This window comes from Enterobacter sp. 148H3 (genome assembly GCF_034107425.1).
Taxonomy (GTDB): domain Bacteria; phylum Pseudomonadota; class Gammaproteobacteria; order Enterobacterales; family Enterobacteriaceae; genus Enterobacter; species Enterobacter vonholyi.
The window spans coordinates 1-19,646 of sequence record NZ_JAWNEI010000023.1 but is presented as its reverse complement, the minus strand read 5'-3'; the positions used below and the strand labels follow the sequence as shown (position 1 = coordinate 19,646).

Here is a 19,646-nt window from a genome sequence, read left to right as displayed (position 1 = left end):
TGAAGGCTACGACAGACTTCACAAAATGAAGGTGATGCCAGCAAACCGCTACCCACCGCTACGTACGAATGATAGTTTATTCAGGCTGGAATTGTCGCAGTGGGCGATTTTCTGGCATCTTAACCGAACCTGACTTTCCCATTTTTGTTCAAGTAACGAGTTTGCGAGCAAAGCGATGATAAAGTGGCCCTGGAAAACGAATGAAGCTGGCCGGGATATGGCGCTGCCATGGAATGACGCGCTGACAATCCCTGTTCTGGCTAATCTTAAGCCGGATGAACAAGCGAAACTGGTTCAGCTTGCGGATCGTTTTTTACAGCAAAAACGCCTGGTTCCACTGCAGGGTTTCGAGCTAGATCCGCTTAAAAACGCCCGCATCGCCCTGCTTTTCTGTCTGCCGGTGCTTGAGCTCGGCATTGAGTGGCTGGACGGTTTCCACGAAGTGCTTATTTATCCCGCACCGTTCGTGGTGGATGACGAATGGCAGGACGATATCGGGCTGGTGCACAACCAGCGCGTGGTGCAGTCCGGACAAAGCTGGCAGCAGGGGCCGATTATCCTCAACTGGCTCGACATTCAGGACTCGTTCGATGCGTCCGGTTTTAACCTGATTATCCATGAGGTAGCCCACAAGCTGGATACCCGCAACGGCGATCGCGCCAGCGGCGTTCCATTTATCCCGCTTCGCGAAGTGGCGGGCTGGGAGCACGATCTGCACGCGGCGATGGATAACATTCAGGATGAAATAGACCTTGTAGGCGAAAGCGCGGCCAGCATTGACGCCTATGCGGCAACCGACCCGGCCGAGTGCTTTGCGGTGCTCTCGGAGTATTTCTTCAGCGCGCCCGAGCTCTTCGCGCCCCGTTTCCCGGCGCTGTGGCAGCGTTTCTGCCAGTTTTATCAGCAGGATCCGCTGCAGCGTCTGCGGCAAAATGAGGAGTCTGGCGGCCATTCCTCCCGCCAGATCCATTAAGGTTTTTCAGCAGGGGGACGCTCGGTTGACCGTACCCCTATGCTCAACGCTAAAAACAGCAATGCCATTCCCCATGCGGCTACCGTTAAAGACTGCTCGCCGTAAAAACGCGTCACCACGGGCACCAGCAGCGCGCTGACGCCGTAGCCTAACGTGTGGCTGGTGGCGATGACGCCCGCCCCTTTCCCGGTGGTCAGCCTGTCGTTAAGCAGCAGCTGGTAGCCCGGCGTGGCCATCGCCGCCCCGAGTGACGTGATAACAATCCCCACGTAGAACAGCGCTAAACCGGCGACAGTCATCAGCCCTAGTCCTGCCACCATCAACACCGCCGCGATGCAGAGCAACGTCATCGGGGTGAAATGCTGCGGGCGGACCACCAGAAACTGTGCCACGAGCGTGGCCAGCGCGGCAAGGCTCAGCAGAAACGCGACATGATGGCTGATCTCCCGGGCGTTGCCGTCCAGCAACGGGCTAAGATGCGGCGACAGGCCAAGCTGCATCAGGCTTACCAGCGCCGCCAGCAGCAGCGCTAGCAGCAGGAACGGCAGCATGGAGGCCTGCAGGCGGGTTGCCTGGTGGGCTACCGGCGGTAGCGGCGGATCAGCGACTTCGCGAAGCACCAGCAGCAGAGCGATAAGCGGCGCAACCGCCATCAGCCAGAGCGGCGCCACCGGATTAACGCTGAGCATCAGCGCCGCCAGCGGCGGGCCAAGCAAACGCCCGCAGCTCAGGCCGGAGCTTATCGTCGCCAGCGCGGCCATTCTTTTCTCCAGTCCCGCACGCTGAATTGCCCACGTCTGGGCTGCAGGCACAAGCCCCGAGACCGTCAGTCCGTAGAGCAGGCGCGAGAATATAAGCCCTGCCAGTCCCCAGACGGTATCCAGCCTTCCGGCTGCCATCGCCCAGACCACCAGCGCCATCACGACAAAACTGGCCAGATAGCCGCCCAGCGAGGCGAGCATCACGTACTTACACCCCTTTCGCTCGCTTTGACGCCCCCACCAGGGCGATGCGGGTAAAAAGAGCATGGATCCAAACATCAATAGTCCGGCCCAGACCGAGAGCGACAGCCCGGTCAGGTTCACCAGCTGCGGGAGCATCACCAGCAGGCCGTTTTGCCCGACACCTAATAACCCCGCACATAACGCCAGGGGCCAGTTGGTTTTTGAGGTGACGTTTTCGGTCAATATTTCAGAGTCAGCGCGCATGAGAATGTGAACATAGTGTCAATAAATGTGTGGAAATTATGAAATTTATGAAAACAAATATTGCAAAAATGGTTGCGACTGTAAACAGAATGAATATCATAACGAGAATCATTATCAATCATGGAATGAGGTACATCTATGCGTGCTCTGCCCCGCTCAGCCGGTACAGACGTTGCAGCCCAGTGTTTTTTAAACGCCCTGTTGCGCGAAACGAAGGACTGGCGCTATCTCCCCGCTACCGATGCGGATGCGCTATCTGAGATCCATATCCCGCTTTCCCAGACCCAGGCGCTTCGGGTGCCGGTACGCTATTTCTCTCCCACCCAGCACCATCAGTACCGTTTACCGGCAACGCTTATTCAGAGCAACCTAGATAGTAGTGACGCCGTCACATTCTCTCAACTGGTTGATTTAATTCTTGAAAAACCATCCGTAAAAGGCTCGCTGGATGCCGACACGCTGGCGCGTTTTAAGCAGCGCGTCCTCGAAAGCCATGCCCACACCTGGCAGGCGATCGATTTACGCCACAACTGGGCAACCCTGCGCGATAAGCCGCTGACGTTTGCCGACGCGGAACAGGCGCTGCTGGTCGGCCACGCGTTTCACCCGGCACCAAAGTCGCACGAGCCGTTTAACGAAGCCGAGGCGCGCCGCTACCTGCCCGATTTCGCCTCACGCTTCCCGCTGCGCTGGTTTGCCGTTGAGAGCACGCTCGTTGCCGGCGACAGCCTGAACGTCTCCCTGCGCGAACGTCTGCTGCGCTTCGCGGCCCAGAGCGCGCCCGAGCTGCTCAGCCACTTCACCGACACCCGCTGGCTGCTGCCCATGCATCCGTGGCAGGCCGACTATCTGCTGGAGCAGGACTGGTGCCAGCGTCTGGCAGAAAACGGTTCACTGCAGGACCTGGGTGAAGCGGGCGCACAGTGGCTGCCCACCAGCTCCTCCCGCTCGCTGTACAGCGAAACTAACTGCGACATGATTAAGTTCTCCCTCAGCGTGCGCCTGACCAACTCCGTGCGCACGCTGTCGGTCAAAGAAGTTAAGCGCGGCATGCGCCTGGCGCGCCTGGCGAAAACGGAACGCTGGCAAGATTTACAGGCACGCTACCCGACCATGCGCGTGATGCAGGAAGACGGCTGGGCGGGGCTGCGCGACGAAAGCGGCGCTATTCAGGAAGAGAGCCTGATGGCCCTGCGCGTCAATCTGCTGTTCGATACGCCAGACACCCAGACCAACGTGCTGGTCAGCCTGACGCAGGCCGCGCCGGACGGCGGCGACAGCCTGCTGGCCGCGGCGGTGCGCCGTCTGAGCCAGCGTCTCGATTTACCGCTCGCCCAGGCCGCCCGCTGCTGGCTGGACGCCTATTGCGACCGCGTATTAATCCCGCTGTTCAGCGCCGAGGCGGACTACGGCCTGGTCCTGCTGGCGCACCAGCAAAATATCCTCGTTGAGATGCAGCAGGATTTCCCGATCGGACTTATCTACCGCGACTGCCAGGGCAGCGCGTGGACCGAAAGTGCCGACGCGTGGCTGAAAGAAGCTGGCGAAACTGAGGTGGAAAACCGCTTCGGCGAGAGCCAGCTGCTGCGCTACTTCCCTTACTACCTGCTGCTGAACTCTACCCTTGCCGTAACCGCCGCCCTCGCTGCCGCCGGTTTCGACAGCGAAGAGAGCCTGATGTCCCGGGTGCGTGCTGCGCTGGCCCAACTGCGCCGCACGGCGAAGCAGACCCGCTGCCTCGACTACGTTCTCGACAGCCCGACCTGGAACTGCAAAGGCAACTTCTTCTGCTACCTGCACGATCGCAATGAAAACACCATCGCCGATCCGGCGGTGATCTATTTCGACTTTAGCAACCCGTTTTACAAGGAGAAGGCGTGATGGCCATCGCGAATATTGTCCATTCCGGCTACGGCTTTCGCTGCACCGCAACGGATCGCGCGCTGCCGCTGACGTTGGGTCTCGACGGCAGCGCGGTGCTGGAGCGTCTGAAGGGGCTCCCGGACGGCTGGCTGGTGCAAGCGCTGGATCAGCTGTTTGTTGCCGCCCCCGCGCTGACCGGCGTTACGTTGCCGTGGGCGGACTGGCAGGATGAACCCCAGGCTCGGGCGCTGTTCGGCCTGGCCCACGGAGATTATCTGGCGCGCGACGCCTTCTGGCAGCTGCCGCTGTGGCTGAAAGGCGAACGGCCGCAGGCGAGCGGCGGAATGCAGTTTGACGAGAGCCGTCAGCTGTACTTCCCGCTGCGCCCTCGCCGCCCGCAGGGCGAAGTGTATCGCCGTTACGATCCGCAGACTAAGCGCACCCTCAGCTTCCGCGTGGCCGACGTGGCGCTAGACAGCGAGCGTTTTACCCGCTGGATGAACAACCCGCGCGTGAACGCCTTCTGGGAGATGGCGGGCTCGCAGGCTGAGCAGGAAAACTACCTGCGCCGCCAGCTTGACTCGACCTACTGCTACCCGGTTATCGGCTGCTTCGACGACCAGCCGTTCGGCTATTTTGAACTCTACTGGGCACCGGAAGACCGCATTGGCCGCCACTATCGCTGGCAGCCGTTTGACCGCGGGCTGCACATGCTGGTGGGCGAAGAGAACTGGCGCGGCGCGCAGTACATCCGCAGCTGGCTGCGCGGCCTGAGCCACTATCTGTATCTCGATGAACCGCGCACCGCGCGGATTGTCGCCGAGCCGCGCTTCGACAACCAGCGCCTGTTCCGCCATCTGGCCTCTGCCGGTTTCGACACCGTGAAAGAGTTCGACTTCCCGCACAAGCGCTCGCGCCTCATCATGAGCCAGCGTCACCGCTTCTTCAGCGAGGTGGGCCTGTGAACGCGCTCTGGGAGAAAGTGAACCGCGAGATGGTGGCGAAGATCCTCGCCGAGCTGGAGTATGAACGCACCCTGAGCGCCGAGCCAGTTTCGTCTGACGCCTGGCGCATCACCATGGGCAACGAGTCCTGGCAGTTTTGCGCCGCGCGCGGGATCTGGGGCTGGCTGCATATCGACCCGGACAGCCTGACTACCGCCAGCGGTGCCGCCGTGGAGGCGGAAAGCGCGCTGCTGCAGCTGGCAGCGGTGCTGGAGATGAGCGACGCGCAAACGGCGGAGCACATGGAAGATCTCTACGCCACGTTGCGAGGCGACATACAGCTGCTGCAGGCGCGTGAAGCGCTGGACGCGGACGCGCTGATCCACCTCGACCCGGACGAATTACAGTGTCTGATGCGCGGCCACCCGAAGTTTATTTTCAACAAAGGCCGCCGCGGCTGGGGTCTGGACGCGCTGCGCCAGTACGCGCCGGAGTACCGCGGACGTTTTCGTCTGCACTGGGTTGCCGTTCAGCGGGAGCATCTGGTCTGGAGCAGCGACGTCGATTGCGATATCAGCGCCCTGCTGGCCAGCGCCATGGACAACGCCGAGCGCACCCGCTTTGACGCCCGCTGGCAGGCGCTGGGTCTCAACGACGGCTGGCTGCCCGTACCGCTGCACCCGTGGCAGTGGCAGCAGAAGATCGCCATTCATTTCCTGGCGCAGCTGGCGCGCGGTGAGATGGTTGAGCTGGGCGAATTTGGCGACGAGTATCTTGCCCAGCAGTCCCTGCGCACGCTCACAAATGCCAGCCGTCGCGCGCCGTATGACATCAAGCTTCCGCTGACTATTTACAACACCTCCTGCTATCGCGGTATTCCCGGCAAATACATTGCCGCCGGGCCGCTGGCCTCGCGCTGGCTGCAGCAGCAGTTCGCCAGCGACGCTACGCTTGCGCGCTCTGGCGCGCAGGTGCTTGGCGAACCCGCCGCCGGATACCTGTCGCATCCGGGCTATGCGGCGCTGCCGAAAGCGCCCTATCGCTATCAGGAGATGCTGGGGGTGATCTGGCGCGAGAACCCATCCTGTTATCTTCAGGATGGCGAAGAGGCTTTGTTGCTGGCGGCGCTAATGGAAACCGACAACAACGGGCGCCCGCTGATCGACGCGTGGATTAAACGCTCGGGGTTAAGCGCCGAAGCGTGGCTGGAAAAGATGTTTGAGGCAACGGTGATCCCGTTCTATCACCTGCTCTGCCGCTACGGAGTGGCGCTGATCGCCCACGGGCAGAACGTGACGCTGGTGATGAAGGATTATGTCCCGCAGCGCATCCTGCTGAAGGATTTCCAGGGCGATATGCGCCTGGTGGACGAGGATTTCCCGCAGGCCCAGAGCCTGCCGGAACAGGTGAAGGCCGTCACGGCGCGCCTGAGCGCGGATTACATCATCCACGATCTGCAAACCGGCAACTTTGTGACGGTGCTGCGTTTTATCTCGCGTCTCACGCTGCAAAGCGGCGTCAGCGAAACGCGGTTCTATCAGCTCCTCGCCGGGGTTCTGCACCGCTATATAGCCGCGCACCCCGAGCTTGCGGAACGCTTCGCCAAATTCGATCTCTTCAAGCCGCAGATTATTCGCGTGATCCTCAACCCGGTCAAACTGACCTTCTCCGAACACGACGGCGGCAGCCGCATGCTGCCGAACTACGTCACCGACCTAGACAACCCTCTTTTTCTGGCCTCCAGGGAGTCAGCGCAATGAAAACCTATGATTTCATCGGCATTGGTATCGGCCCTTTTAACCTCAGCGTCGCCGCGCTGGCGGAAGGGCTGGACGGCTTTAGCTCGCTGTTCCTCGAGCGTAAACCGCACTTCTCCTGGCACCCGGGAATGATGGTGCCGGACTGCCACATGCAGACCAGCTTCCTGAAGGATCTGGTCAGCGCCGTTGAGCCGACCAACCGCCACAGCTTCCTGAACTACCTGGTGCAGCGCAAAAAGTTCTACCGCTTCCTGACCACCGAGCAGCGCACCGTCTCCCGCGAAGAGTTTGCGGACTACCTGTGCTGGGCGGCAGACAACCTCACCAACCTTGCCTTCAGCCAGCAGGTGCAGCAGGTGAACTTTGATGAGAAAAGCGGCCTGTTTGAGGTGGTGACCCAGCGCGACCGCTTCCTGGCGCGCCACGTCTGCGTGGGGATTGGCAAACAGATTAACCTGCCGGACTGCGTCACGACGCAGGACGATACCTGCTTCCACGCCAGCGAGATGATGCTGCGCACGCCGGACCTTACGGGCAAGCGCGTTACCGTCGTCGGCGGCGGCCAGAGCGGCGCCGACCTGTTCCTGAATATTTTCCGTGGCGAATGGGGCCAGCCGCTGAGCCTGAACTGGGTCTCGCGCCGCAACAACTACAACGCTCTGGATGAAGCCGCCTTTGCTAACGAGTATTTCACGCCGGAGTACGTGGACAGCTTCTCTACGCTCGATGAGGAGGCGCGTCGTCAGATGCTGCACGAGCAGAAAATGACCTCCGACGGCATCACCACCGAGTCCCTGCTAGCGATTTACCGCGCCATGTACCACCGCTTTGAAGTGCTGCGTGAAAAACCCTGGGCGCACCTGATGCCGTCCCGCTCGGTGACGGCCCTGACGCGCCTGGAAAACGGACAACGCCTGAGCATAAAGCATCACCTTGACGGCGGCCGCGAGCAGCTGGAGAGCGACGTGACGATCTTCGCCACCGGCTATCGCGCCGTGCAGCCTGCGTTCCTCGCGCCGCTGTCTCACCGCCTGCATCTGGATACGGGCGAAGCCTTCTGCATCAACAACGATTTCACCCTCGAATGGGACGGCCCGCAGAGCAACCGCCTGTTTGCCGTGAATGCCGGGATGCACCGTCTCGGCATTGCCGAACCCCAGCTCAGCCTGATGGCCTGGCGTGCGGCGCGAATTTTGAATCGCGCGCACGGCGACGAGCCGTTTGAGCTGGCTACCACCCCTGGCGTTATCCACTGGCGAAGCACCACCAGCCCGGAGAACAGTCAGGTTTTTAAATCCTTAGCAAAAACCACCGAGTACTGACACACACAATCAGGGTCAACATAACAATGAAACGTTCTCATCTTTGGGTTTTAAATCCTTGCTTGCTTGCAATGCTTTCTACCTCTGCGTGGGCGGAAGAACAAAAGGAAGAAAATATCGTTGTCTCCGCCAGCCGCGCGCACCGCAGCGTGGCGGAGATGGCGCAGACCACCTGGGTCATTGAGCGGGCTGAAATTGAACAGCAGGTTCAGGGCGGGAAAGAGATTAAAGAGGTGCTGGCACAGCTGATCCCGGGCATGGACGTCAGCAGCCAGGGGCGTACCAACTACGGTATGAACCTGCGCGGCCGCTCCATGATGGTGATGGTGGACGGCGTACGCCTGAACTCGTCCCGCAGCGACAGCCGCCAGCTGGACTCTATCGATCCGTTCAACATTGACCGTATCGAAGTCATCTCCGGCGCCACGTCACTCTACGGCGGCGGCAGCACCGGCGGCCTGGTGAACATCGTCACCAAAAAGGGCCAGCCGGAGACCGAGGTCGAGTTCCAGACCGGGACAAAGAGCGGGTTTAACAGCCATAACGACCACGATGAGAACGTGTCGGCAGCGGTCAGCGGCGGCAACGATAACGCGTCCGGTCGTCTGTCGGTGTCGTATCAGCGCTACGGCGGCTGGTATGACGGCAACGGCAACGAGGTGATCATTGATAACACCCAGACCGGCTTACAGTATTCTGACCGTATCGACGTGATGGGCACAGGCACCATTAACATCGACGATCACCAGCAGCTGCAGCTGACTACCCAGTACTACAAGAGCGAGTCCGACGGCAAGCATGGGCTGTATCTTGGGAAGAACTTCTCGGCGGTAACGGGGGATGCGACCGCGTACAACAAAGGTAACCTTGACTCTGACCGCGTGCCGGGTACCGAGCGCCATCTGATCAACCTGCAGTACTCCAATACCGACTTCTGGGGCCAGGATCTGGTCGCGCAGATTTACTATCGCGACGAGAGCCTGACCTACTATCCGTTCCCGACCCTGACCAAAGGCGTGGTGAGCAGCATCGGCGCGTCGCAGCAGAAAACCGATTTTTACGGCGGCAAGCTGACGCTGAACAGCAAGCCGGTGGACGATTTAACGCTGACCTGGGGTGTGGATGCCGACCACGAAACCTTCGACGCCAACCAGCAGTTCTTTAACCTGAGCAAGGCCGCGGCGAGCGGCGGCATGGAGCTGGATAACGCCTACAACGTGGGTCGCTATCCGGGCTACAGCATCACCAACCTCGCCCCGTTCCTGCAGGCCAGCTATGACATTGACGCCATCACCCTGAGCGGCGGCGTGCGCTACCAGTACACCGAGAACAAGGTAGACGATTTTGTCGGTTACACCCAGCAGCAGGCCATCGCCACCGGGAAAGCAGCCTCCGCCGACGCGGTGCCGGGCGGTAAAACCGATTACAACAACTTCCTGTTTAACGCCGGGATCCTCGGTCGCCTGACCGAACAGCAGCAGCTGTGGTTTAACTTCTCCCAGGGCTTCGAAATTCCGGACCTGGCGAAGTACTACGGCTCCGGCACCTATCAGCTCAACAACGGTCACTATCGCCTGCTGAACAGCGTCAACGTCAACGACTCGAAGCTGGACGGTATCAAGGTCAACGCTTATGAGCTGGGCTGGCGCTACACCGGCGATAACCTGCGCACGCAGGTTGCGGCGTATTACTCGCTCTCGGATAAAACCATCACCATCAACAAGACGGATATGACCATCAACCTGGAAGATGACAAGCGTCGTATCTACGGGGTGGAAGGTCAGGTGGACTATTTCTTCACCGACAGCGACTGGAGCACGGGCGCGAACTTTAACGCCATCAAGTCAGAAACCCGCGAAAACGGGAAATGGGAGAAGCTGACGGTAGACAGCGCCAGCCCGTCGAAAGCCAGCGCGTGGGTCAACTGGGCGCCGGGCGACTGGACCCTGCGCGTGCAGAGCACACAGACCTTTGACGTGTCAGACTCCGACGGCAAGAAGATTGATGGCTATAACACGGTCGACTTCCTGGGCAGCTACGCCCTGCCGGTGGGTAAAGTCAGCTTCAGCGTGGAGAACCTGCTGGACAAAGACTACACCACCGCCTGGGGCCAGCGCGCGCCGGGGCTGTATAGCCCAACCTACGGTGCACCGGGCCTGTATACCTATAAAGGCCGCGGACGGACGTTTGGTCTGAACTACTCCGTACTCTTCTGATCCTGCGCGCCGCCTGCGGGCGGCGCATTTTGCTGTGTAATTTCAACGCAAATTTACTATAAAATCAGCGATTTGCTGAAATTGTCGGCAAACGAACAAAAAGTGCGTTTTCACCCTTTGACAAGGCGTACCGAGGTCGTTACTATGCGCCTCGTTCACACGATTCCTCTGTAGTTCAGTCGGTAGAACGGCGGACTGTTAATCCGTATGTCACTGGTTCGAGTCCAGTCAGAGGAGCCAAATTTGAAAAGCCTGCTTTTAAAGCAGGCTTTTTGCTTTTCTGCGTTCGGAAAATTTGTCGGGTGGCGGCTTCGCCTTACCCGGCCTACGGGACCCTAGGGCACGGTAAGCGCAGCGCCTCCGGGCAGTAAACCGCTGCTCTCATCATTTTTCCTCTGTCTTATTTTCGACTGGCGGAAAGACCAGTAATACTCAGGGCAGCCTGGCAATCACCTTAATTTCAAACTGGAACCCGTACAGCCACGTCACGCCGACCCCGGTCAGCGTAGGGTAAGGCGCTTCTCCCCAATATTCAGGCAGAATACTCCAGATAGCGTCGAGGTTTGACTCGGGATCGACGACAAAGAGGGTCACGTCAACCACGTCATCGAACGTGCAGCCCGCAGCCGCGAGGACAGCAATAAGATTATCGAAGGCCAGCCTGACCTGCGCTTTCAGATCGGGCTCAGGCGAACCATCCTCGCGACTACCCACCTGCCCCGAAACGAACAAGAAACCGTTGGATTTAATGGCCGGTGAATACCGATTGCGCTCATAGAGCGCCTGGCGTCCGAGGGGAAAAACAGCTTCGCGTGTTGTCATGTTTGTTCCTTTGCAATAGGGCGAAATCAGCCCGTTGAACATAAAGACACTTTACAGGTGCGGGTTCGGGCGGATAAACAAGCGACTTTGTCCATCATTGTTTGTAATATCCAAACAATCGGTGAAAAGAGAGGATAAGGAATGGATCGTTTCGACGCGATGCGCGCCTTTGCTCGCGTGGTGGAGGCAGGTAGCTTCACAAAGGCTGCCCAAACGCTTCATATGAGCAAAACCACGGTGACGCAGCTCATTCAGCAGCTGGAAGCGCGCCTGCGCGTAAATTTGCTCCATCGCACCACTCGCAGGCTTGGCGTTACTCCTGATGGCGCGGTCTACTACGAGCGCGTCATCCGCCTGCTGGCGGACATGGAAGATGCTGAAAACAGCCTGTCCAGTGCGACGATGACGCCCAGGGGACGCCTGCGGGTAGATGTGCCGACGCCTCTCGCCCGCCTGGTGCTGGTGCCGGCGCTACCGGCTTTTCACGCGCGCTACCCTGATATCCAGTTCGACATGGGCGTGAGTGACCGGGCGGTGGATCTGATCGGCGACAACGTGGATTGTGTCGTTCGGGGCGGCGAAATCAACGACCAGTCCCTGATCGCACGCCATGTCGGTGATTTGCAAATCGGTGTTTACGTCGCACCGAGCTATGTGGAACGCCTCGGCGCCCCTGCGCACCCGCGAGAGCTGGAAAACACCGACCATCGCATAGTGGGATTCTTGTCCTCACGCACCGGTAAGATTGATCCTCTGGTACTGCACGATGAGAGTGAACATATTGAAATCACGGGCAACTATGTACTTGCCGTGGATGATGGCAACGCCTACCTCGAGGCTGGGCTAGCGGGATTAGGCGTGATTGCGCTCCCCGTCTATATGGCGGCAGCGCATCAGACTGCTGGCTCTTTAATTCCGCTATTTGAAGACTGGCGTATTAAGCCAATGCCCCTGTACCTGGCATTTCCGCCTAACCGCCATGTCAACGCCAGACTGCGCGTTTTTATTGATTGGATCGTTGAATTGATGCAGCAGCATGTCCCAAATTCCAATAATAAGTAGCAATATCCCAGCCTCTGATACGCTTTTCTGAATATTGTTTTATCTCCTGCCGTCACCAAATAAAAATCACTTCCCCGCTCTGCCACCGGAGCGAAATCATCTCGGGTAAGACCACGAACGCTGAAGGCCAGAGCGTCACGGTTACAGCATACTTTCTTTACTGAATCCGTTAATTACCGTGCTACCGTAATATCCCCTCTCCTACTGGTTCCTCTTATATATTCCATTGCTAAAAATGATGCTCACACTGTGTGCATCACGAATAATAGTGCATTTGCAGAATATATCGACCCGACAGTAGGAAAATTCGTTTTATCTGTCTTTGATAATCGATCTTGTCTTGATGCAAATGAAAATCCTGTTATTCGTCCGATGAATGACAATGCAACAAGCGATGCTTATTCAACACCTCCGGCTCGCATTCTTTTCTATGCAGTAGACTTAGCTGCCAAAACAGCTGTGGAAATTCATGCACCGATTGAACTGCCCACAAAACCTATCGTCCAGTGGACTGATTTTATGGGTGGCGTTTTTGACCATGATGATTACTTCGCTATTTTTACCTGCCACGCTCGTTCATTCTTTATTAGCGATGTGAATGGTAATATGATTGCAACTATCTACGATGTAATTTCTTTACCTGATGGTGCGCCTCAATTCCCTGGGGAGGCCTATCGTGCAAGATTGTTTAACGAAACGGAGCTTACTGACGTAATCACTACGGCATCCATTCATGCAAATTTGTAAAAAAGTATAATTATAATAAATAGATGCAATTGATCATCAGACTTTTATAAACAATTGACTTCTCTGCATAAATTAAAAGGGTTCATGTATCTACATGAACCCTTGACGAAATAGACCACGTATTGAGAACCTATCCCGCAATTTTATCGTTATAGTCATGCATCAGGGAAAGAAGAACCTGCGTTACACGACCTGCAGATAGTTTGGCACTATGGGTAAAATTCGTTTGTTTGTATAGCCAATCGATAAAGTGCCTGCTGGCCGTTAAAGAGAGCATTTTAGCATTATTGATATCACCACCGGTTAACGGGCAAACCATCTTGAAATTTTTGCCCTGCCTCCAAAGCTGCCACTGAGTTTGCCACCAGCCGTGCTGTGTTGTTCGCTGAAAAGTCCAGGGTATATCGCACTCCTCCTCATTGATCTCCTCTTCTATAAACCAAAGCTCACCTTGCCGCTCGCGAAACAGATCTGCCCAGGCGGTAATGGCGGCTCCACGAAGAAAGCATTCGTGTGAAAAAACGTGCATTTTTACCTCAGGAAAAAGGATGTTCAGCACGCGAAAATGCCCGTGAGCGGCGATGACGGGACGCAGTATCGCACCTCTGGCATTACGCTTGAGGGCCGCACTGCCATATTGAATTTCATCAAACTGGCTCCGACGTAGAAATTGCATTTCACGCATATCAACACGACTGACAATATCATGTTGATACAGATCGGGCTCACGCTTCCCTCGCCAGCGATAACGCAGAGTCTCACCAATATCATGCTGAGTAAAATTTGTGGAAATATGAAGAATATGACCACTGTCAGCATCGAAGCTAAGCAGAACATACAGTTTCTGTTCTGCACAACTTCCCTGGAACGGCACAATAAGTGGAACCGTTTCAATGCATGCAGGGGTTACTCTTTTTCTTTTTCTTTGTTTTTGCTGTTTGGGTGTCCAGACTTTCCTGCAAATTCGGCACTGAACGCGCTGTGTTCCCTGCGGGTTATAACCATAACAAATAATTTCTTGCCTATAACATTCAGGACAAAAATAACCGTTTTCTGAAGCATAGGCGCGTAAGTGCGCAGACAACCATTCATTAAAGTGTTGCTCATCAAAAAGCGGGGGATAACTCCCGCATGCCCGACAGTGTAATGCCGGAAATCCCAGCCTGTAGTCTGGCCAGCTGTAGTCTGCAGAGGCTGATATGGGTAGCCCTAAATTTCGGCAACCAAACGATTTGCAGGTATTAATCGTAAATTGAGCCAATATGCGTCACCAACGATTTCAAGAGGTCGCTGATTTTGCCTCATCTCCTCAGACTAATTGTGTGAGCAGACTCGCATAATAAACCCTTTCAGAATGTAAAGTAACGCATCTTTATATAACTGAAAGGAACAGGTTATGAATATAAAAGCGATTACCGCAGGTATTTTGTTGGCGTTACCATTTTGGTCCTGCGCCAGGGATATCACCCTTATTTACACCAACGATCTCCACGCGCATGTGGAACCTTATAAAGTCCCATGGATCGCGGAAGGTAAACGTGATGTTGGGGGTTGGGCTAATATCACTACCCTGGTAAAAGAGGAAAAACAAAAAAGTAAAGCAACATGGTTTTTTGATGCGGGTGACTATTTTACGGGGCCTTATATCAGTAGCTTAACGAAGGGAAAGGCTATTATTGATATTATGAATACTATGTCGTTTGATGCTGTCACGATGGGTAATCATGAATTTGATCATGGCTGGGATAACACGTTATTACAGCTAAGCCAGGCGAAATTCCCTATTGTACAGGGCAATATATTCTATCAGGACAGCAACAAATTATTCTGGGATAAGCCCTATACTATCATCGAAAAAGATGGCGTAAAAATAGGCGTCATTGGTTTGCACGGCGTCTTTGCCTTCAATGATACCGTTTCTGCGGCAACGCGCGTAGGTATTGAAGCTCGGGATGAAATTAAGTGGCTACAGAGCTATCTCGATGAACTGAAAGGAAAAGTCGACTTAACCTTATTGCTGGTTCATGAAGGCACGCCGGCGCGCCAGTCCAGCATGGGGGTAACCGACGTACGCCGTGCCCTGGATAAAGATATTCAAACGGCAAGTCAGGTGAAAGGTCTGGACATTCTGATTACGGGACATGCCCATGTTGGTACGCCGGAACCGATCAAAGTAGGCAAGACGCTTATCCTCTCGACCGACAGCGGCGGCATTGATGTGGGGAAACTGGTACTGGATTATACGAAGCCGCATCAGTTTACGGTGAAAAAATTTGAACTTAAAACTATTTATGCGGATGAATGGAAGCCCGACCCGCAGACGAAACAAGTAATCGACGGCTGGAATAAGAAACTTGATCAAGAGGTTCAAAAAACGGTGGCGCAGTCTCCGGTAGAATTGACGCGTGCGTATGGTGAATCAGCCTCTCTGGGTAATCTGGCTGCGGATGCTTTGCTGGCAGCAGCAGGTAAAAATACGCAGCTCGCCTTAACCAACTCGGGGGGTATTCGTAATGAAATCCCGTCTGGTGCGATTACAATAGGCGGCGTCATTAGTACGTTCCCATTCCCTAACGAACTGACCACGATGGATCTCACGGGTAAACAGTTACGTACTTTGATGGAACATGCCGCAAGCTTAAGCAATGGTGTCTTGCAGGTATCGAAAGGCGTGGAGATGAGGTATGACAGCAGTAAACCAATCGATCAGCGGGTCGTCGCATTAACCCTTAATGGCAAGCCGATTGAGGATGCGATAGTTTACCACATTGCCACCCAGAGCTTCCTTGCTGACGGCGGTGATGGTTTTACTACCTTTACCGAAGGTAAATCGCGCAATACAACAGGCGGTTACTACGTTTCTAATGCTGTAATCGATTACTTCAAGGCAGGCAATAACATCACGGATGAACAGCTCAAAGGCATGCGCGTTGTTGATGTGAAAAAATAATAGTTTATTCGACTGTGCATATTAAAAGGGTTCATACATTTACATGAACCCTTATTTAAACCATTGCTTTTTTAAAGGGATAACCCATTGAAACCCAATCTTTAAATGAGAGTGGTAGATGTAAGCGCAGCTAAGTAGTTTCAATAAGATAAAGAGTCTTAATTAATAAATCTCTGTGGAAGGAATCCCTACATATGAAAAAAGTAAAAATTATATTATCAGGCGCATTTATGCTTTTACCCACGGTAGCATTGGCAGACGTCGGGAATAACGAATATCTATCAGACTGGTGGCATCAAAGTATTAATATCGTAGGGAGTAACTCAACTCGTTTTGGGCCACTAAAAAGAGCGGATTTATATCCCGAGTATCGTGCGTGGACACATGTAGATTGGTTTGATTTCTATGGCTATGCGGACTTACCTAAGTTTTTTGGTATGGGCAATGATAATGATATCGGCATTTGGGATAATGGCTCTCCATTTTTTACGGAGATAGAACCGCGTTTTAGCATCGACAAGTTGACGGGAATCGACTTAAGTTTTGGTCCATTCAAAGAATGGTATTTTGCCCACAACTATATCTATGACGCAGGAACGAATTCAGGACAACGTCAGAGCACATGGTATATGGGGATAGGAACCGATATTGATACTGGGCTACCGATGACGTTATCTGCAAACATCTATGCCAAATATCAAGGAAACAACTATAATGCAGCCAACGAAAACGAATGGGATGGATATCGCTTCAAAGTCAAATATGTCATCCCAATTACAACAATATTTGGTGGAAAACTAAATTACGTCGGCTTTACCAATTTTGATTTTGGTTCAGACCTTAAAGACGAGTCAGGCGGTGAGCAGAAGTTTTACTCCCGTACCAATAGCTCTATTGTTTCCACCAACGTACTCAGCTTAGTTTATCCCCACTGGAACTATGGCGCGACACTTCGCTATTTCTATCATGGTGGACAATTTGACGAAGGTAGCAAAGCATTTAGCAGCGACGGAGACATCATCTCTATAGACTCAACGGGATGGGCATACTATTTAACTGTTGGCTACGCCTTTTAAATATAGCATCAAGGGGTAACACAATCTTCGCCCGCCGGAAAAGCAGCACGATTCATGGGTCGAACGCATTACAACCCAGCTGCTGGCGGCCTGCAGGGAATGGAATAGATTACTGAAGGCACGTCCGGTCACCACAGTGCCCAATCAGGTGGCCATTACCAGCACGGTTGTCTGGACGTTTATTCAGTCGATGATCCCGCACGTTGTTAACGCAGAGGATTTTAGAGAGGTTCAGGCGGTTGCCGAATCATTCGAATCACAGGCGGTCTTTAGAAAATATCCGTTCAAGAAAGTGACTAGCCCGGTCAGCGCAGCGCCACCGGGCAAACCAGCACCTAAATCTGATAATCAATCGCCACTTCTTCCGGCTCCATGACCTGACGTTTAATCTCATCCACCGACAGCCCGGCATTGCACAGCTCGATAAAGCGCCACACATAGTTGCGCTGCAGCTGTCCGCGCTTCAGGCCAAGCCATACGGTGTTGGCGTCAAACAGATGACGCGTATCAAGACGCACCAGGTTACCGTCTTCGCGTTCTCCGCTGGACTGTTCCGCCACCAGCCCAATGCCCAGCCCCAGCTCAACGTAGGTTTTGATCACGTCAGAATCCTGCGCGCTCAGCACGATGTCCGGCGTTAATCCTTTACGGTTGAAGGCTTCATCAATACGCGAGCGTCCGGTGATCCCCTGGCGGTAGGTAATGAGCGGCCATTTCGCAACGTCTTCCAGCGTCAGGGGAGAGACCTGATTCAGCGGATGATCGACCGGGAGTAATAAGCTGTGGTACCAGCGGAACCAGGGGAACGCCACCAGCAGCGGGTCGTTGCTCAGGCGTTCGCTGGCAATGCCGATATCCGCCCCACCGTTTTGCAGCAGCACTTCAATTTCCTGCGGCGTGCCCTGAATAAGCTCCAGACGGACGTCAGGGAAAAGTTCGCGGAACGCTTTAATCACCGGCGGCAGGCTGTAGCGCGCCTGGGTGTGGGTGGTGGCAATAGTGAGCACGCCCGAGGCGTCGTTAGTGAAGAGATCCGCCAGGCGACGCACGTTGCTGGCCTCGTTGAGGATCCGCTCTGCGATGGTGAGCAAAGCCTTACCCGGCTCCGTCATGCCGAGCAGCCGCTTGCCGCGACGGATAAAGATCTCTATGCCCAGTTCCTCTTCCAGCTCGCGGATATGGCGGCTGACGCCGGACTGAGAGGTATAAAGCATATTGGCGACCTCGGTCAGGTTGTAGTCCCGCCTGGCCGCCTCACGGATGATTTTAAGTTGCTGGAAATTCACGATTCACTCCGGCGCATCTGACATAGCTCTATTGTTAGAGTCTGTCGCGCTGCAGAACAAATAATAAAAACCAGCATCTTATGCTTTTATGGAATATCAGCTCACGAGCTGGAGTTCACGGTTCTCAAGCGACGGCTTGCTTACCAGCGACATCAAAATTTCTTTTACCGCCTGCGCCTGCGGCGACAGCGAACCGCGAGCAGACATGTTCAGCGACAGCGGCAGGCTCATGGAAGGCGTGGTGATCCGCGCCATCCAGCCGTTTGCCGCGCTGCACAGCGAGCGGGCTGCGGATTCCGGCAGCACGGTCACCCCCATCCCGCTGGCAATGGCTGCGGTGAGCGTGGAGATTGAGTCAATTTCACCGATGATTTTGGCCGTCAGGCGGCGCAGGGAGAACGCTTCGTCCACGCGCACGCGCACGGCGCTGTAGTCGCGCGGCAGATAGAGGTTCATCTCTGCCACGGCGGTAAGGTCTACGCTCTGACCCGGACAGTCGCGGGTGCCCACGAGGTAGAGATCTTCTTTCAGCAGCGGCTGGCTGGTGATCCCGGCGACCGGGGAGCGATCGTAAAGAACCGCCATATCCAGCTGGCCGTTGAGCAGTTTTTCATTCAGTACGGAACCGCTGTTTTCGTGCAGATAGACCAGAACTTCAGGCAGCTCAGCGCGGACGGCCTGCAGCAGCGGCATGGTAATAGAGGACGCAGCCGTTCCCGGCGCCAGGCCGATTGAAACGTGCCCGCTCAGTGTCTGGCCTACGTTGTTCACCGCCAGCTGCGCCTGTTCACACTGACGAAGAATGGTGCGCGCGTGGGTATAGAGGATTTTGCCTGCTTCCGTTGGCGTAACGCCGCGTTTGGTACGAATCAGTAGCTGCTGATCCATCTCGCCTTCCAGAGTAGCCACCTGCTGGCTCAGCGCAGGCTGCGCGATATGCAGCACTTCTGCCGCTTGAGTCAGGCTGCCGATATCGACGATTTTTACGAAGTATTTCAGTCGTCTTAAGTTCATTTTGCCCCCTGTTCGAAATGCTGTGCCGGAACCGGCTGTCGTTGTTGAACAGGTTTTGCAATATGAATGCCACTTTTACCAGGCGGTCTGAATTGGGCGCTAAACGCCTGAAAATAAGGAAACCTAATCATGGAGGGGGGTTTTATTACCGAAACAGCAGTTTATGATCTGCCCCATTAGGGGTATACCCGCACCATGACGGTGCATTCCGCTGCCAAAAACATCACTTTGCCGATTTTGTCAGCAAACGATCAAAAGGCGTAGATCCACCCTTTGACAAGGCGAGCGCAGGTCGATAATATGCGCCCCGTTCACACGATTCCTCTGTAGTTCAGTCGGTAGAACGGCGGACTGTTAATCCGTATGTCACTGGTTCGAGTCCAGTCAGAGGAGCCAAATTTGA

General features: G+C 55.2%; 15 protein-coding genes, 2 tRNA genes and 1 pseudogene. 13 read left to right on the top strand and 5 right to left on the bottom strand.

Annotated features, from left to right (window positions below):
• The first annotated feature begins 175 nt into the window (after positions 1-175).
• Positions 176-973 carry a DgsA anti-repressor MtfA gene (mtfA, locus tag USH94_RS21260; RefSeq protein ID WP_111966040.1) on the top strand — a complete coding sequence of 266 codons (798 nt, stop codon included), beginning with the start codon at positions 176-178 and terminating at the stop codon, positions 971-973.
• Here the strand turns inward: mtfA and USH94_RS21255 are convergent.
• Positions 970-2,181, bottom strand: coding sequence for an MFS transporter (locus USH94_RS21255; protein ID WP_111966041.1), 1,212 nt, complete (start codon positions 2,179-2,181; stop codon positions 970-972). The two genes, mtfA and USH94_RS21255, sit on opposite strands and share 4 nt — an antisense overlap.
• 138 nt (positions 2,182-2,319) lie before the next feature.
• Between USH94_RS21255 and USH94_RS21250 the strand changes: the two genes are divergently transcribed.
• From USH94_RS21250 to USH94_RS21225, 6 genes are all read left to right on the top strand, one after another.
• On the top strand, positions 2,320-4,062 hold the full coding sequence (locus USH94_RS21250) for an IucA/IucC family protein (protein ID WP_111966042.1): 1,743 nt from the start codon (positions 2,320-2,322) through the stop codon (positions 4,060-4,062).
• Complete coding sequence (locus USH94_RS21245; RefSeq protein WP_111966043.1) at positions 4,062-5,009, top strand: GNAT family N-acetyltransferase; 948 nt, start codon at positions 4,062-4,064, stop codon at positions 5,007-5,009. The genes USH94_RS21250 and USH94_RS21245 overlap by 1 nt, the downstream gene beginning before the upstream one ends.
• The gene (iucC, locus tag USH94_RS21240) at positions 5,006-6,748 is read left to right on the top strand and encodes an IucA/IucC family protein (RefSeq protein WP_111966044.1); all 1,743 of its coding nucleotides are present in this window, start codon (positions 5,006-5,008) and stop codon (positions 6,746-6,748) included. The genes USH94_RS21245 and iucC overlap by 4 nt, the downstream gene beginning before the upstream one ends.
• Positions 6,745-8,070 (top strand): lysine N(6)-hydroxylase/L-ornithine N(5)-oxygenase family protein, encoded by a 1,326-nt coding sequence (locus USH94_RS21235; protein ID WP_111966045.1) that lies wholly within the window; start codon positions 6,745-6,747, stop codon positions 8,068-8,070. Before iucC ends, USH94_RS21235 begins: the two co-directional genes overlap by 4 nt.
• 26 nt (positions 8,071-8,096) lie before the next feature.
• Positions 8,097-10,286, top strand: coding sequence for a TonB-dependent siderophore receptor (locus USH94_RS21230; RefSeq protein ID WP_111966046.1), 2,190 nt, complete (start codon positions 8,097-8,099; stop codon positions 10,284-10,286).
• Positions 10,287-10,450: 164 nt separating this feature from the next.
• A tRNA-Asn gene (locus tag USH94_RS21225) sits at positions 10,451-10,526 on the top strand.
• Between the two features lie 192 nt (positions 10,527-10,718).
• Here the strand turns inward: USH94_RS21225 and USH94_RS21220 are convergent.
• The gene (locus tag USH94_RS21220; RefSeq protein ID WP_111966047.1) at positions 10,719-11,108 is read right to left on the bottom strand and encodes a RidA family protein; all 390 of its coding nucleotides are present in this window, start codon (positions 11,106-11,108) and stop codon (positions 10,719-10,721) included.
• Between the two features lie 141 nt (positions 11,109-11,249).
• On the opposite strand from USH94_RS21220, the gene USH94_RS21215 reads away from it, so the two are divergent.
• Together USH94_RS21215 and USH94_RS21210 are read left to right on the top strand one after the other, a co-directional pair.
• Positions 11,250-12,170, top strand: a complete 921-nt coding sequence (locus tag USH94_RS21215) for a LysR family transcriptional regulator (RefSeq protein ID WP_111966048.1) — start codon at positions 11,250-11,252, stop codon at positions 12,168-12,170.
• 249 nt (positions 12,171-12,419) lie between these two features.
• Positions 12,420-12,917, top strand: coding sequence for a hypothetical protein (locus USH94_RS21210; protein WP_249576422.1), 498 nt, complete (start codon positions 12,420-12,422; stop codon positions 12,915-12,917).
• Positions 12,918-13,047: 130 nt separating this feature from the next.
• Here the strand turns inward: USH94_RS21210 and USH94_RS21205 are convergent, their stop codons facing one another.
• The gene (locus USH94_RS21205) at positions 13,048-14,181 is read right to left on the bottom strand and encodes a cytoplasmic protein (RefSeq protein WP_111966049.1); all 1,134 of its coding nucleotides are present in this window, start codon (positions 14,179-14,181) and stop codon (positions 13,048-13,050) included.
• A gap of 132 nt (positions 14,182-14,313) precedes the next feature.
• Between USH94_RS21205 and USH94_RS21200 the strand changes: the two genes are divergently transcribed.
• The 3 genes and pseudogenes from USH94_RS21200 to USH94_RS21190 form a co-directional block, all read left to right on the top strand.
• Positions 14,314-15,867 carry a bifunctional metallophosphatase/5'-nucleotidase gene (locus USH94_RS21200; RefSeq protein ID WP_111966050.1) on the top strand — a complete coding sequence of 518 codons (1,554 nt, stop codon included), beginning with the start codon at positions 14,314-14,316 and terminating at the stop codon, positions 15,865-15,867.
• A 194-nt stretch (positions 15,868-16,061) separates the two neighbouring features.
• On the top strand, positions 16,062-16,943 hold the full coding sequence (locus tag USH94_RS21195; RefSeq protein ID WP_111966051.1) for a nucleoside-specific channel-forming protein Tsx: 882 nt from the start codon (positions 16,062-16,064) through the stop codon (positions 16,941-16,943).
• A gap of 19 nt (positions 16,944-16,962) precedes the next feature.
• Positions 16,963-17,229: pseudogene (locus USH94_RS21190) on the top strand (glutathione S-transferase); the annotation flags it as partial.
• 49 nt (positions 17,230-17,278) lie between these two features.
• On the opposite strand, the gene cbl reads toward USH94_RS21190, so the two are convergent.
• Entirely contained in the window at positions 17,279-18,229 is a 951-nt protein-coding gene (gene cbl / locus USH94_RS21185; RefSeq protein WP_111966052.1) for an HTH-type transcriptional regulator Cbl, read from the bottom strand.
• 96 nt (positions 18,230-18,325) lie between these two features.
• Positions 18,326-19,243: a nitrogen assimilation transcriptional regulator NAC gene (nac, locus tag USH94_RS21180; protein WP_111966053.1), complete on the bottom strand. Its 918-nt coding sequence runs from the start codon at positions 19,241-19,243 to the stop codon at positions 18,326-18,328.
• Positions 19,244-19,563: 320 nt separating this feature from the next.
• Between nac and USH94_RS21175 the strand changes: the two genes are divergently transcribed.
• Positions 19,564-19,639: transfer RNA gene (locus USH94_RS21175), tRNA-Asn, on the top strand.
• The last annotated feature ends 7 nt before the right edge of the window (positions 19,640-19,646 follow it).